12 protein-coding genes are annotated in these 13,984 nt (G+C 51.4%); 8 read left to right on the forward strand and 4 right to left on the reverse strand.

Features of this window, described 5'->3' with window-relative positions; genetic code table 11:
* Positions 1-5: 5 nt before the first annotated feature.
* Both F4Y64_03495 and F4Y64_03500 read right to left on the reverse strand, forming a co-directional pair.
* Complete coding sequence (locus tag F4Y64_03495; protein MXX96662.1) at positions 6-1,727, reverse strand: arylsulfatase; 1,722 nt, start codon at positions 1,725-1,727, stop codon at positions 6-8.
* 14 nt (positions 1,728-1,741) lie between these two features.
* A complete protein-coding gene (locus tag F4Y64_03500) occupies positions 1,742-4,894 on the reverse strand; it encodes a c-type cytochrome (protein ID MXX96663.1) in 3,153 nt (1,050 codons plus the stop codon).
* A 92-nt stretch (positions 4,895-4,986) separates the two neighbouring features.
* On the opposite strand from F4Y64_03500, the gene F4Y64_03505 reads away from it, so the two are divergent.
* The 6 genes from F4Y64_03505 (at position 4,987) to F4Y64_03530 (ending at position 11,140) form a co-directional block, all read left to right on the forward strand.
* Positions 4,987-6,348, forward strand: a complete 1,362-nt coding sequence (locus tag F4Y64_03505) for a sulfatase (protein ID MXX96664.1) — start codon at positions 4,987-4,989, stop codon at positions 6,346-6,348.
* An 81-nt stretch (positions 6,349-6,429) separates the two neighbouring features.
* Positions 6,430-6,876: a hypothetical protein gene (locus F4Y64_03510; protein ID MXX96665.1), complete on the forward strand. Its 447-nt coding sequence runs from the start codon at positions 6,430-6,432 to the stop codon at positions 6,874-6,876.
* Positions 6,877-6,960: 84 nt separating this feature from the next.
* The gene (locus F4Y64_03515) at positions 6,961-7,710 is read left to right on the forward strand and encodes a DNA alkylation repair protein (protein MXX96666.1); all 750 of its coding nucleotides are present in this window, start codon (positions 6,961-6,963) and stop codon (positions 7,708-7,710) included.
* 185 nt (positions 7,711-7,895) lie between these two features.
* Positions 7,896-8,741 (forward strand): hypothetical protein, encoded by an 846-nt coding sequence (locus F4Y64_03520; GenBank protein MXX96667.1) that lies wholly within the window; start codon positions 7,896-7,898, stop codon positions 8,739-8,741.
* Positions 8,742-8,794: 53 nt separating this feature from the next.
* On the forward strand, positions 8,795-9,793 hold the full coding sequence (locus tag F4Y64_03525) for a DUF1080 domain-containing protein (GenBank protein MXX96668.1): 999 nt from the start codon (positions 8,795-8,797) through the stop codon (positions 9,791-9,793).
* A gap of 18 nt (positions 9,794-9,811) precedes the next feature.
* On the forward strand, positions 9,812-11,140 hold the full coding sequence (locus F4Y64_03530; protein ID MXX96669.1) for a Gfo/Idh/MocA family oxidoreductase: 1,329 nt from the start codon (positions 9,812-9,814) through the stop codon (positions 11,138-11,140).
* Positions 11,141-11,258: 118 nt separating this feature from the next.
* On the opposite strand, the gene F4Y64_03535 is transcribed toward F4Y64_03530, so the two are convergent.
* Both F4Y64_03535 and F4Y64_03540 read right to left on the reverse strand, forming a co-directional pair.
* Positions 11,259-11,909, reverse strand: a complete 651-nt coding sequence (locus tag F4Y64_03535; GenBank protein MXX96670.1) for a hypothetical protein — start codon at positions 11,907-11,909, stop codon at positions 11,259-11,261.
* A gap of 464 nt (positions 11,910-12,373) precedes the next feature.
* Positions 12,374-12,793, reverse strand: a complete 420-nt coding sequence (locus F4Y64_03540; protein MXX96671.1) for a carboxypeptidase regulatory-like domain-containing protein — start codon at positions 12,791-12,793, stop codon at positions 12,374-12,376.
* Positions 12,794-12,896: 103 nt separating this feature from the next.
* Between F4Y64_03540 and rdgB the strand changes: the two genes are divergently transcribed.
* Both rdgB and F4Y64_03550 read left to right on the forward strand, forming a co-directional pair.
* Entirely contained in the window at positions 12,897-13,505 is a 609-nt protein-coding gene (rdgB, locus tag F4Y64_03545; protein ID MXX96672.1) for an RdgB/HAM1 family non-canonical purine NTP pyrophosphatase, read from the forward strand.
* Positions 13,502-13,966 carry a D-tyrosyl-tRNA(Tyr) deacylase gene (locus tag F4Y64_03550; GenBank protein ID MXX96673.1) on the forward strand — a complete coding sequence of 155 codons (465 nt, stop codon included), beginning with the start codon at positions 13,502-13,504 and terminating at the stop codon, positions 13,964-13,966. Before rdgB ends, F4Y64_03550 begins: the two co-directional genes overlap by 4 nt.
* Positions 13,967-13,984 lie beyond the last annotated feature (18 nt).

The raw sequence follows: 13,984 nt of genomic DNA on the forward strand, positions 1-13,984 counted from the left end.
TCGTGTCATTCGCGTCTCACATAAACAAAGTAGGCACCATGTTCCTCTCCATCCGGCTGGATCAGCCAAGTCTGCACAGTAGTGGGGCCTGCATTGAGTACGAACTCAAAGGTTGCTGAATTCTGTTCTGGGGTAAGTGGTATCCGTTTCTGCTGATCGCCGACTCGTATGCGCGCTGCTATCCTCTCCATGGGCTCGTCCATATAATTGGGCCATCTACGCAATTCGAACGTGTAGTTGCCGGGTTGGAGCACGTCCACTGCCCAGTAGCCGTTGCCGATCATGCCGTTCTGGACTTGTCGATGATTCCACACGGACTCAGACTGGTTGGTTACATGCCAGTCATGTGGATTCAGAGTTAGCGGATTCTCTGCATCAGCTCCAAGACCGATCCGGACGTAACGGTCGAAGGTAGGTTCAAGGTGATCCCACCATCCTTCATATGCAGTACGCAATTCTTGGGCCACGTCAGGGAACTGATCTACAAGATTGGTCATCTGCTCAGGATCGTTCTGGATATCGTACAGCTCATTCTGGTTCACCAGTCGCCAGCGCTCCGTCATCACAGCAGACTTGCGCCATTTGATAGGGTAGGGAACGCGCTGTGAATGCACAAAAAGTGTACGTGCGTCCGGCTCACTCCCGTTCAGCACTGGCACTAGGCTCATACCATCCAAGTCTGCAGGCAAAGGCAGATCACAGAGCTCGGCCAGTGTGGGCAGGACATCAATGTGTGCCGTTAGGGCATCCACCTCTTTGGATCCCGTGTAGCCGGCCGCTGGCCATCGTAAAAAGAAGGGCACGCGATGCCCTCCGTCATACTCAGAACCTTTTCCCTGCCGCATACCCGCATTGAACCCTTCCCAGCTCCCTTCCTCTTCACGCCAATTTGCCCACCCTTCTGCTGAACCATTATCTGTCATGAAGATAAAGATCGTGTTTTCGCTCAATCCAAGCGAATCCAACTCTGCCAGAAGTCGCCCCATATTGTCGTCAATATTGGTGATCATACCGCTGAACCGTGCCATGATATCACCGAACCCTGCCTCACGGTATGGTGCTGCATACGTTTCTTCCACGAAATACGGGCCATGTGGGGCATTCGTTGCCAAGTACAAAAAGAACGGCTCATGCTGATGCTCGCCAATGAAACGGAGTGCATCATCAAACCAGACATCGGTTACATATCCTGTAGTTTCTTCCAGGACCCCGTTGCGCACGTAGGTGTCATCGAAATAGTCATTTCCGAAGTAATCAGGTCCCTGCCCAACCCCGCCCGCTGGGTGATAAAACGCTTCCTGGAACCCTTGATCCTGTGGGCGGAGCGGGTAATTGTCTCCCAAGTGCCATTTGCCGACCATTCCTGTTCGGTAACCCACCTCGGCGAACAGTTCGGCCAGTGTAACCTCCTCAGGAGCCATGAGCGATCGCCCCATGATGGTGTGCCATACCCCTGTACGAGTGGAGTATCGTCCGGTCAGGAGCGCCGCGCGTGTCGGGGAGCATGTCGGGTCTACATGAAAATCCGTCAGGCGCACACTCTCATTGTGCAAGCGATCAAGTACGGGGGTGTGGATTGCTGTATTTCCATGCGCACCGATATCCCCATAGCCCTGATCGTCTGTGATCACTAGAATGACGTTGGGGCGTGGTGCAGGATCCGGTGAGACACATCCTGCCAAAAGTATCGCAAGATTCAGGAAAATCAAACCGGCGAATTTCGTCATATGGGTATGATCATTTATTGGCCGCCAAGCAGTTCTTCTGCTGTATAGTACCCTTGTCTATTTGCAGTGCTGGCCCGCACGGCTTTCACTTGGTTTGGGTGGATTGCGGATGCTTGGTTACCGAACGTATTGCGGATATAGGTTAAGACAGCGGCGACCTCATCATCACTGAGCAAGTTTCGGAATGGTGTCATCGGAACTTGCCCCGGGTAATCCTGCCCAAGGACGGTAATTGGCCCCATGAGTCCATCGAGCGTAAGCTTGATCAGCCGTTCGGAGTCGCCCAAGACCCAATCAGTTTCGGCCAGCGGAGGGAAGCCAGATGCAGGCAGCCCCTTTCCGTCAGGTCGGTGGCAGGTGCTGCAATAGCCATCTCGCGCATAGATCTCTTTACCTAGCGTGTAAAGTGCCAAATCTGCGGCGCTCAGGTCTGGTGTTTCTTCCTCCGGTTGATCCACTGGGACACGTTGGCCTTTCAGGTGAGCCAGGGCCGTCACGGACACATTCATGTTCCATTTGTCGAGATTGTCCTGACTTGCCTGTTCAACAACTGGCAACCCGTCTTCTGGGTTTAGCCAGGAAGCTGCTGCCATAGCCTCCGTGCGCACACGACCATGTGGATCCATTGCCGCTTCTGTAAGCAGATCAGTCTGCCTCTGAAGTTGCGGGTTGTACCGAAGCACCCGGACAGCCGCTGCACGAACCCGAAAATCCTTTGCACCAAGCAGTTGCTCCAGAAGATCTGTATTCACCTGGTTCAATCCCCAGCTCACCCACAACGCCTCCAGTAGGTAAAGCTCGTAATTTTCGCTGTTGGAGTCTAGTCCTGCGATCCAAACATCCAGGATCGCCAGTACCTCAGAGGGATCACGGCCGCGCAGCTCCCGACGAGTACGATATCGGGTACGGTACTCTGGAAGGGTTAGGTTCTCGAAAAGCTCTTCAATACTTGCGTCATGTACCTTGGCAGGTTCGACAAGTGGTCGGGCGGGATAGGTAATCCGATAAATGCGGCCATGCACATGGTCACGCAAGGGATCACGCGCATTGTGCTGCATATGGCCGATCAGCACATTGTGCCAGTCAAGGAAATACAGGGATCCATCGGGAGCAAACTCCATGTCCACGGGGCGAAAGTTTCCGTCACTGCTTTGGATCAGGTCTTGGCGATGCGTGCTCACATACCCGGTCCCATCATCAATCATCGTATGCTGCTTCATTCCTAGGAATCCGATCGTGTTGTTGATCAGCAGATCTCCCTGAACCTCATCTGGGAAGTGGCGACTTGACACGAATTCCAAGCCTGAGGTTGGCCGTACACGGTGTGCATCTTCAATCAGGTTGTAAGATTTATGTGTAGCCACACCATAACGCGGTTTGACCGTTCCGGGCAGCATCCAGCGCACATCGGGGCCGGAGGTCTCAGCGAAAAACGGTTGTCCCCATTTGTCAAAAGCAATCCCCCATGGATTCGGGATAGACAACTGCGCAGTTCGCTCAAGGTGGCGCCGCTGAGGGTTAAAGCGAATAAATCCGCCGTTCGTCGCGCGAACCGGCCCGTAAGAGGTCTCTACATTGGTATGCAAAAAGACACCTTCTCCCATGTAGATTGCTCCAGATGGATCTGTGGTAAATGCGCTGATCACATGATGGGTATCGTGGTCATCAAAGCCGCTCAGGACGACTTGCCGAGTATCCGCATAATCATCTCCATCGGTATCTGACAGGAGTACGAGGTTTGTCCCCTGACTTACATAGACCCCTTCCGGGGCAAATTCGAAGCCAACAGGAATGTGTAAACTGTCCGCCCAAGTGATCTGCCGGTCCGCCTTGCCATCCTGATCGGTGTCTTCAAAAATCAACAGCTTATCGTTGGGGTGCGGATCTCCCGGCTTCCAGTGAGGGTAGGTGGGCATGACCGCGACCCATAGACGCCCCTGATTATCAAAAGACATCTGGACAGGGTTTGCCAGATCTGTGAACTGTGTTTCAGATGCAAACAATTCCACCTCGTACCCCGGCGCAGTCGTGAGGGTCGCCAAGGCATCGTCGCCATAGAGATAGGAGAGAGGGCCGTTCTTCTCATTTGGTACGTAATTGGTCTCGACCTCGGGAAGTTCGTGTGTTCTTGCATCGGCTGCAGCGATATCCATGAAGGTTCCGGCTGCGGTCTGCCAAATTGCTGTGTCCCGGATCGCGGTCATCTGGCGAATCTTTTTCAACTCTGCAGGATAATTGTCTGGACCGAAAGGCTCGAATCGCCGCCCATATACATGCACGCCATTAGGGATCTTGTAATCATTATGCCAGTGCCAATTCTTATCTCTGACGGCGGCCAATAGACGGGAGCCTGCTTGACTGTCAAGTACACGACTACCTCCAAATACTTGATCTACGATACTCGATGCAAGCAAGGTATATCCTTCTTCATTAAGCTGGGAACCGTCAATTGTGAGGGGTTCCAGTGTACGCCGATACCAACCTTTAGAGGTCGAAAAGACATCTGCAAATGGCAACTCGTATCGCTGCGCGACGCGCTGAATCGCTTCCGTGTAGGCCGATAGATGGATATTTTCCTGTGTCCCGTCGGGGACATCCATCTGGTACGACAAGTCTTCAAATGCGATCGGCGAAATCAGGACTAACCCTGGTGCCCCCTCTTCGTTATAAGACTGCGAGAGTGTATGCCGCACAAATGCATCCATCTCCTGTTCAAAGGACGTCACTCCCTCTAGGCCTGCGAAGGATTCATTGAAGCCGAAAAAAGCCACAATGATGTCCGCTTGCAACCGTGTCAACCACTCGTCTGGCGTTTCGAAGTGTCCCTGGCTGTTTGAAGGCTGGGCCAGTTCCGTGTAGAAGCTGTCCGCTCCCGGAAAGGCCCATGGAGGAACCCGTCCAGGATGTGGCCGAAACCCCGGTGTATTGCCTCCATCACACATGTTGCGAATGGTTAACTTATGCTCTGGAAACCGCTGATGCAATTCTGTCTCAAAGTATCCAAAGTTCATCATGCGTGAGCACAAATTATTCCCGATGAGCACAATGTGATTCCCTGGAGCAAGGGGCTGCAGTGGTCCTGGTGAATAGGATCCGCACTGTACGCAGAGCACTGCAAGGACGAAAATGATGGCGACTCGAGTGTGGGAAAGAAGCTTCGGCGTCATGAGGGACAGGTAAAATTTTGTTTGCAAGTTACGGAATTGTAGTTACGTGCTATTCTGGAGAAATCAATCATAACTCATAAATCATAAAAACAATGCATAGCGAACAGCTCACACGGAGATCATTTCTTCAGACGATGTCTGCCACTGCGATACTTACAGGACGGTTTCAACCACGTAATCGGCCTAACATCGTGATGGTTGTCGTAGACGACTTGGGAACCAGCGATGCCGGCTGCTATGGAAACCCCGTGATTAAGACCCCGGGTCTTGACCTGTTGGCGCAGCACGGTACGCGGTTCACACACGGCTTCTGCACCACGGCATCATGCAGTGCCAGCCGATCCGTCATTCTGACGGGTCTCCATAACCATGCCAATGGCCAATATGGTCATATGCATGATTTCCACCACTTTAAGACCTTCGACCATGTACAATCTCTTCCAGTGCTTCTTCAGCGTGCGGGATACCGGACAATAAGAACTGGCAAGTATCATGTGGCGCCACCATCCGTCTATGTGTTTGAAGATGAAATTGTGCCGGAGGGCTCTTCTCCCCTGGAACGTGCCGAGGCTTGTGCACCTGTTTTTGATCAGAATGATTCCCGCCCTTTTTTTCTGTATTTCTGCACGAATGAGCCTCACCGCCCCTTCGTGCGGGACGGGAGTGATCCCGTATCCCCGGAGGAAGTACTTGTGCCTGACTACTTGCCAGATATCCCCGAAACCCGGGCAGAACTTGCGCGCTACTACATGTCGGTTCAGCGGGCAGATCGCGGTTTATCGAGATTGATTGAGCTCCTGCAGCAATCGAAGGTGTGGGACCAGACGATTGTGGTATTTATTTCGGATAACGGGATTGCATTTCCGGGGGCAAAGACAACTTTGTACGAGCCAGGGATGCGTCTGCCATGTGTGATTCGAAGGCCGGATATTTCGCCAGGGATTTGTGATGCGATGATCACATGGGCGGATTTGACTCCGACGCTATTGGACTTGGCAGGTATGGGAACAGAAGTCCCCGCCTTTCACGGGCGCAGTTTCAAAGACGTAATGGTGCAAAGTTCTTCTGAGGGCTGGGACGAAGTATTTGCCTCTCATACCTTCCATGAGGTCACGATGTACTATCCGATGCGAGTGGTTCGGGGGCGCCGCTACAAGCTGATCTGGAATATCGCGCACGGCCTCCCGTATCCATTCGCCACGGACCTTCAGGCATCAGAAACCTGGCAGGGTACGCTTGCGCGCGCGAGGTCACACTACGGGAAACGTCCGATACAGGATTACCTGCATCGCCCAAAGTTTGAGTTATACGACCTTGAGCAGGATCCACACGAGGTCCAGAACCTCGCCGGTGATTCTAACTATCAGGTCATACTGGAAGATTTTCAAGCCCGGCTGCGGACTCATCAGCAAAGGACCGGTGATCCATGGATACTCAAGTGGGAGTATGAGTGACGGTGTATATAATTCTTGGAACAGCTAACTTTAGGCTTGGAAATAATGTGAGTCTCGAAGCTACAATAAACTTGCGTTTAAATGAAAGTTGAAATTTGGAAACTGCTGCTGATTTGTTTTCTGGGTGCTCCCGCGCAGCTATTGGCTCAGGAATCGCCCGGACGATTCATGATCGAAGCAGGGCTTGTTGGTGGGAGTGGGGATGCCTGTCCTGGACAATACGTACGCGTCGACGGGAAAGTAGCAGGTCCGGTATCACTTTATGGCATGGTGGAAAACTACCGTTGTCAGGATCTCGCAGGCTCAGCAAATCGGATCGGAGCCTCTGTTCGACTAGGCCGTTCTGGTTGGATTGTACGACCGGAATTAAGGAGTGGACTTGAGTATGATGGAGGGGATGTGTCTTCGACTTTCGGGGCGAGTCTGTTACTTGGTGGTCGTTATGGAGCGCGTGTCTCTGTTCATTTTGGAAATGTATCCGACGATCCAATTACCCTATTCCAATTGGGAGGCTATCTTCGATTTTGACCCGTTATGGTGAGTTGAAGGATGTTATTCCTGCCATGGGGGTGACTTGCCATCATCTGAAGATGACATGGAAGAGGTGCCGAAATGAGTAATTCCGATGCACCCGAGTGGATTTCCGATTTGCAGCGACGGCTGGATGATGCAGCTGACACGCAGACCAAGCAATGGTTTGAGAACTATCTGAAGCACGCCGTTCGTTATCGCGGTGTTAAGACGCCCCAGGTTGCCAAGATTGTGGCAGAATGGAGAAAGCTTCATCGCTTGCAGCAACTCTCAGAAGAAGAAGAGTTGGATCTTGCAGTGTCATTGATCAAGCAGGAACATGCCGAAGACAAGTTCGCGGGTACCTTGTACATTCAGAAATATCTACACAAAAAGGTAGAGGCCGACAGCTTACTAACGAAAATTGAAGATTTGTTCTGTTGTGGTGCATTTTTTGATTGGTCCACCACGGACTGGTTTTGTGTGCGCGTTCTTGGACCGGCGATAGTTCGTCATGGTCAGGAAGTTGCCGAGCGTATTGCCGGTTGGCGTGAGGAAACTAATTTGTGGAATCGACGCGCGTCAATTGTACCTTTCAGGTCAGTTGTCCGTGATGAGGCATATCACCATCTAATCAAGTCAACGATCGCTGTGTTGGTCAAAGAGCGGGAAAGATTCATCCAGACAGGCATTGGCTGGGTTGTCAGTGATCTGTCGAAGGTCCATCCGCGCATAGCAGCCATGCTGGTTGAGCGTCACTTTGATGACTTGTCGGTCGAAGTCATAAGGAGACATACCAAGTACCTGCCCAATCACGACAGTTATAAGACAAGGAAGCGTAGTGCGAAATAAAGGACAATAACCAACAGGGAATCATTGCCCAGAGGTGATCTGTCCGCGATACCAAGGTTTCTGGTCAATTGCTCGATCCTGCAGGGGTTGGTGCGAAGAGGCGCGTTTTTAAGGTGAGCACTACGCATGATCGTGCATAGTATTCTTGGAACTGCTAACTTTAGGACAACTAATTTTTGTCAATCATGGTCAAGTATTCTGCATGTCTTTTTCTCCTGCTTGTTCCTGCATATTTTGCAGTTGGACAGGATGCCCCGCGCCCAACAGAAACAGTAAAACTTCTGGTTCCCCGACTGGAAGTAGCCCCCGAAATAGATGGCCAGCTGTCCGAGTGGAAGGACTTAGCGTTCACAGACGGTGTCTGGGATATTTATCGCCTCCGCCACACATTCTGGTACGATGATGGTCGGCGGAACCGCCTTACAGACCATGGCAATGAGCCACATCCTGAAGATGACTTGCAGGCACGTTATTATGTCGCCTGGGATTCGGAGTACCTGTACTTCGGAGCCGAAGTCAAAGATAATGTGAACGATGTGGATGCTCCAGGGCAAGAGCCGCACGCCTGGTATTTGCGGGACAGCATTTGCTTTTTTGTTGAAGCTCCCCGAGATGAGGCTCCAGAATATTTTGGGCATGGGGACAACGCATTTTGCTTTGTTGCAGATGCGACGCGGCCGGACTATACAGCTTGGTGGCGCCATGGAACAGCAACGGACCGGTACGTGGAAGAACCGATCCCTGCAGAGGCCGTGTCGTATGCCTTTGAGTTTAATCCCTGGGGGACGGGAGAGGCAGATTTTGTATTGGAGGCGCGGGTTGAGATGGCATCTACATTGGGGGTAAGTGACTCACGCTGGAGTCCCCCAAACGTTGGAGATATCTACGGGCTGGAAATCGTACACTGTGATCCAGACGGCGGACCATATGGGGGGCATTTTATGATTTATGGGACTGGAGATGATGATGCTACATGGGGGCGCATGATACTCACGGGTCCTCAAACCCCCATTGAGCGGCGAGTCGAATAACGGTATGCTTCATTCTCACTATATTCTATCCGCACTAACTCAGAGATACTCTTATGTCATCAAGATTCCTACTTGTAATATCCTTCGCTCTATTTACACTTTCAGCCAACGCACAGGACAATATTGCTTCCTTTGAGGGGCGTTGGACACTACATTTACCCGGGGGAGCGGGTTGGCTTGAGGTTACCCATGACCAGGGCAATGTAGATGCGTCGCTACTTTGGTATGGGGGCAGCGTTCTTCCAGTAGCCAGTGCAAACATTACCGGTGATCAATTGACTGTGACAAGGACACAAACAGTTAAGAGAGACATGGCGGATGGGAGCCAGCGAAATCTCATCTTTACAAACACGCTCACACTGCGGCCTGAGGGGGATCGTTTGGTGGGCAAGGCTAAATTCCCGAACCATTCTGGGATCGGCAGTCGAATCATCGAATTCGAGGCGGAGCGAATCCCGGAATTACCGCCCGCACCGGATCTATCACAAGCAACCTATGGCGATCCGATTAAGCTGTTCAACGGCACGGATCTCACTGGGTGGAGCCTGATCAATGATGAGCAGGTGAATGGTTTTAAGGCGGAGGATGGTATGCTAGTCAATGATCCGGTGCAGCCCGGAAACGGTGAGTATATCCGTTACGGAAATCTTCGCACGGATGCAACCTTTGAAGATTTTCGCCTCACACTGGAGGTAAACGTTCCCGAAGGCAGCAATAGCGGCGTCTATCTTCGGGGGATTTATGAAGTCCAAGTGGCAGACACCTATGGGATGGATGCAGACAGCCATCATATGGGTGCACTCTACAGTAGAATTCAGCCGGCGGCCACCGTGGAAAAGGCTGCGGGCGAATGGCAGTCTATGGATATTACGCTCTATCAGCGTCATCTTACGGTCATTTTAAATGGCACCACGATTATTGACAATCAGCCAGTTCTCGGGGTAACGGGCGGGGCGATGACCGCAGACGAAGCTGCACCGGGTCCCATTTATCTTCAAGGTGATCACGGCCGTGTCCTATACCGAAACCTTGTCTTAACTCCAATCTTGTAACCTTATCCCTTATCAACCATGGCTCAGCGTTTTTTAGTTTCCAGACGAGATTTTATGCGTTCCAGTGCAATTGGCACAGCCGGGCTCGCGATGGGAGCCCGACCATCTTTTGTTCCCCCAAGTGACCGAATTACCGTCGGTATGATTGGTGCGGGTGCCAGAGCGCATGGACTGGTTGAGTCTCTCAAAGCATTTCCTGAGGTTGAGATCGTAGCCGCTTGCGACGCCTACACCGGCCGCTTGGAGCGCATGAAGAGGCGCACGAATGGCACGGCCAAAACCATGGCCGATTACAGAGAGATCATCGCTCGGGATGACATTGATGCGGTTGTGATTTCCAGTCCTGATCACTGGCATTACCAGCATTCGGTTGACTCGTTGAACGCAGGCAAGCATGCATATATTGAGAAGCCTATGACCTACTCCATAGAAGAAGGGGCGGGCATTATTGAGGCTCAGAGGAGAAATAATCTTGCTGTACAGGTGGGTAGTCCCGGACCAAACGGTGTGCTTGTTCAAAAGGCACGTAAGATGATCAAGGAAGGTAAGCTAGGACAGGTCACGATGATCCGTGCAAGCACCAATCGCAATACTGCTTCCGGTGCATGGATTTACCCAATTCCCCCGGATGCTTCCCCTGAGACGGTAGACTGGGACTTATTCCTCGGCTCTGCTCCCAAGCGGCCGTATAGTCCTGAACGATTCTTTCGGTGGCGATGCTACAAAGATTATTCGGGTGGTTTGTCTACTGATCTGTACGTTCATACGTGTACTACCATCAACTATGTGATGGATGCCAAAATTCCGGAAAGCGTGATGGCCATGGGGGATTTGTACCGGTGGATCCACTCCCGGGACGTGCCGGATACGATCAATGCATCACTGAAGTATCCTGATGGCTTTATGGTGAATCTCAGTGGGACGTTCAATAATCAGGGAGGCAATTCGGGTGGTATGCGGATTCTGGGAACTGAGGGGGCCCTGGTGTTTGGAGGTGGGCTACGCTTTATTCCCGAGCGGGTCAATGAGAGCAATGGCTGGATCACCGAAAGTTGGCCGAAGGCCTTGGCAGATGCGTACATTGCAGACCCTGCAACTCGCCATGAAGAAATGCCTTCGAGTCGCCCCCAAGCGACACTTGCTGGCGAGGAAGTCTATTATCCAGAGGGCGAATCTTCCATGCATGTACATATTCGAGAATGGCTTGACGCGATTCGCAATGGTAGTGCAACGAAGGAAGATGCAGAGGTAGGGCATCACGCCGCTGCATGTGCACATATGATCAATGCTTCGATTGAAAAAGAGAAGATGGTCAGGTGGGATGGGAAAAAACTGAAAACAAACTAGCTCGGCCTCGGCAGGAAAACCGCGGGTACGTATTCTGTGGGGTAAAAGAGTAGGGCTTGGGTCCGTCTGGAATGGTTGCAACCGTCGGGCCACATGCGCAGTTGCGCAACGTGCCAGGTTACTCTTCACCGGGTGGGATGAATTTATACCGAAGAATCAACGGGTTGCCGTAGTTCCCGTCGGAAAGCATTTCGTTTTCACCAACTGCATAGAAGTATCCATTCCCAGCTCCTTGCGGATAAACAGAAGTGATCGTGCTGCGTGCCGGAAAGTGTCCCGAATTGCTGGAGATGCTTAGACCGAGTTGTCGATCCGCATTAATATCGCCGGAGTGCCACTGACTTTCCAAGTCTGAATAGGATACCATTCGGGTTGATCCATCCAGTGCAAAGACCGCAATGGTAGATGGATATTCTTTCTGCCGCCTTCGCATGTTAATGTCATGTGGGGGAGCATCGGGCAGATCCTCGGGCCTCCACTGGAAAAAATCAGGTCTGTATTGGATTCCAGACGAACTGGATCGGACAGGTATCGCGTCCATACTTTCGGCATAAACATAGTATGGCCCATCGTCAAAGCAATCAATAGTTCTTCCCCGCTGCCCTGCATAGTTCATATTCAGAGAAATCAGGCGTGGTGGCTCAATGAGGATTTCTTCAATTTTCTCAAGCATTGGCGAATACACGTTGGCCTTGGCTTGCTCCTCAATCCAGACCTGTTGTGCAAATATGGAGTCTTCCTGTATACAAATTGCCTTTGCGTAGGGCATCAACATTTTAGTGTTGGCATAACAACTCCCGTCCATTTTAAAGATAACGGCTGGCCCTGCGAATTGCATGGCTACTACGTGTTCATTGCCGAGGAATCTGGTGCTCCATGGGTAAAAGAACACGTCGTCAGACAGACACGCAAACGCGGAATAAGATCGTAGATGGTCACCTGACGAAGAGAATAGATAGGTTATATCAGCCTGATGGTCCGTAACTAGAATCTCGCCACTTGGGTTGACATCAATAAATGCTATCTGTCCAATTAGGATAGCTGAGTCCAGCTGCACTGTATCCTCTAGCACGAATAATTCGTCGAAGGGCACGGTTGGTGAGCGGACTGTGTGTACTGCTGACTCTTGCGAACGGCAACCCGCCAACAAAAAGACCACTAAGTAGACCAATAGTGGAGTCGGAGTACTATTTCGCATGGATAATTGCCAGCCTGGATCCACATGGAGCAGCTTTAGAGGATAACGTTAAATTCGGTGGTGGAGTCTGGAAGTATCTCTACAGACAACTCAAGCCTATAACCCGGTGCTGTGACAACCAATCTGTGCGAACCCGGCGGAATTCGATGCAATACGTAAGATCCATCTAATGCTGTTGCCGCTCCCGAATTTGATCCGTCAATTTGTAGAGTAGCTTGACCAATGGGATTGCCGTCAACGTCCCGAATGAAACCCTCAATGCTCCCAGTTGACTCTTCCATCTGTGAACGTTTCAACGAAGTGGGGTCCTGAGACATTGAGCCTGACATGCTATTTGAACCCAACGTATGTTCAGAGGCACTATTATCCTGAATTACAGTTTCCTCGGGGTTTTGACAACTGACCTGAAGAACGAGAAAGATGGTCAAAATGTGAACCAAGTAGTATCTGGTCATGATGATTGATGTATCAGGGATTACTTTACCGAATGGTGCTGCCAAAATACTTCAAGATCGCGACCAGAACAACTTATTGGACTACTCTGTGTCAAACACAAATATGGCATCTATTCCCTCTCTCCTGCGGCTGGTATTGGCCACGCGGAATACTCACAAAGCAGCCGAACTGAAACTACTTCTAGGCTCTGCATCCGTTGAGACTCTTGATTTATCCGCTTTTCTAGGTGCTCCTCCAGTACCTGAGACCGCTTCGACCCTCAAAGGAAATGCAACACTGAAAGCCTTGAGTGCTCAAAGGCATACCGGACTTTGGGCACTCGGGGACGATACCGGTCTTTATATTGATGCGCTGGACGGGCGACCCGGTGTACACTCTGCCCGGTTTGCGGGTGAACAGGCGGATGCGGAGGCGAATCGCACTCTGGTGCTTGAGCTACTCGCCGATAAGTCAGATCGTACGGCCCGGTTTAGCACTGTATTAGCTTTGGCACATCCTGAAGGCGTTCATTACTTTGAAGGACATCTTAATGGATGTATTGCACGGTCTGCCCTGTCTACCCGAGGCTTTGGCTATGAGTCAATCTTTATTCCAGAGGGGTTCAACGTCAGTCTGGCACAACTTTCCAGAGTAGAGAAAAACAGGATCAGCCACCGGGCGCAGAGTGCGATAAGGCTGGCGAACTTCATCAATAAACTGCAGGCTGGATGATTGCTCTTGTACAACGTGTCCGAAAAGCTTCAGTTATCGTAGATGATGTCACAGTTGGCAGCATTGGCCGAGGCCTGCTCATCTTCCTGGGAATTCATTCACAGGATCGTCAAGCGGAAGCAGATTGGCTGGCACGCAAGTGTACAAGCCTCCGCATATTCCCCGATGATGCCGGACAAATGAATCTGTCCGTTCGAGATGTTGATGCGGATATACTTCTTGTATCTCAATTCACACTCTATGGAAATGCCACGAAAGGACACAGGCCTTCGTTCATAGAAGCTGCTCGACCTGAGGTTGCTGAGCCCCTGTATGAGTATGTTAAGCGCAAACTATCAAGCGAGCTGGGACGTCCCATTGCCTGCGGCAGCTTCGGTGCGTCCATGCAGGTTTCTTTGGTGAACGATGGACCGGTAACGATCTGGATTGAACGTGCTCCCGAAGAGACTCGAGATTCCTGAGTCTCCAAACCTTCCCGG

Source organism: Rhodothermaceae bacterium (genome assembly GCA_009838195.1).
GTDB lineage: Bacteria > Bacteroidota > Rhodothermia > Rhodothermales > Bin80 > Bin80.

What these genes read in the sequence shown, in the direction of transcription:
- F4Y64_03540 (MXX96671.1), bottom strand. Translation starts at nt 12,793, where the DNA reads ATGACCAGATACTACTTGGTTCACATTTTGACCATCTTTCTCGTTCTT.
- F4Y64_03500 (MXX96663.1), bottom strand. Translation starts at nt 4,894, where the DNA reads ATGACGCCGAAGCTTCTTTCCCACACTCGAGTCGCCATCATTTTCGTC.
- F4Y64_03535 (MXX96670.1), bottom strand. Translation starts at nt 11,909, where the DNA reads ATGCCCTACGCAAAGGCAATTTGTATACAGGAAGACTCCATATTTGCA.
- F4Y64_03505 (MXX96664.1), top strand. Translation starts at nt 4,987, where the DNA reads ATGCATAGCGAACAGCTCACACGGAGATCATTTCTTCAGACGATGTCT.
- F4Y64_03510 (MXX96665.1), top strand. Translation starts at nt 6,430, where the DNA reads ATGAAAGTTGAAATTTGGAAACTGCTGCTGATTTGTTTTCTGGGTGCT.
- F4Y64_03520 (MXX96667.1), top strand. Translation starts at nt 7,896, where the DNA reads ATGGTCAAGTATTCTGCATGTCTTTTTCTCCTGCTTGTTCCTGCATAT.
- F4Y64_03515 (MXX96666.1), top strand. Translation starts at nt 6,961, where the DNA reads ATGAGTAATTCCGATGCACCCGAGTGGATTTCCGATTTGCAGCGACGG.
- F4Y64_03550 (MXX96673.1), top strand. Translation starts at nt 13,502, where the DNA reads ATGATTGCTCTTGTACAACGTGTCCGAAAAGCTTCAGTTATCGTAGAT.
- F4Y64_03495 (MXX96662.1), bottom strand. Translation starts at nt 1,727, where the DNA reads ATGACGAAATTCGCCGGTTTGATTTTCCTGAATCTTGCGATACTTTTG.
- F4Y64_03525 (MXX96668.1), top strand. Translation starts at nt 8,795, where the DNA reads ATGTCATCAAGATTCCTACTTGTAATATCCTTCGCTCTATTTACACTT.
- rdgB (MXX96672.1), top strand. Translation starts at nt 12,897, where the DNA reads ATGGCATCTATTCCCTCTCTCCTGCGGCTGGTATTGGCCACGCGGAAT.
- F4Y64_03530 (MXX96669.1), top strand. Translation starts at nt 9,812, where the DNA reads ATGGCTCAGCGTTTTTTAGTTTCCAGACGAGATTTTATGCGTTCCAGT.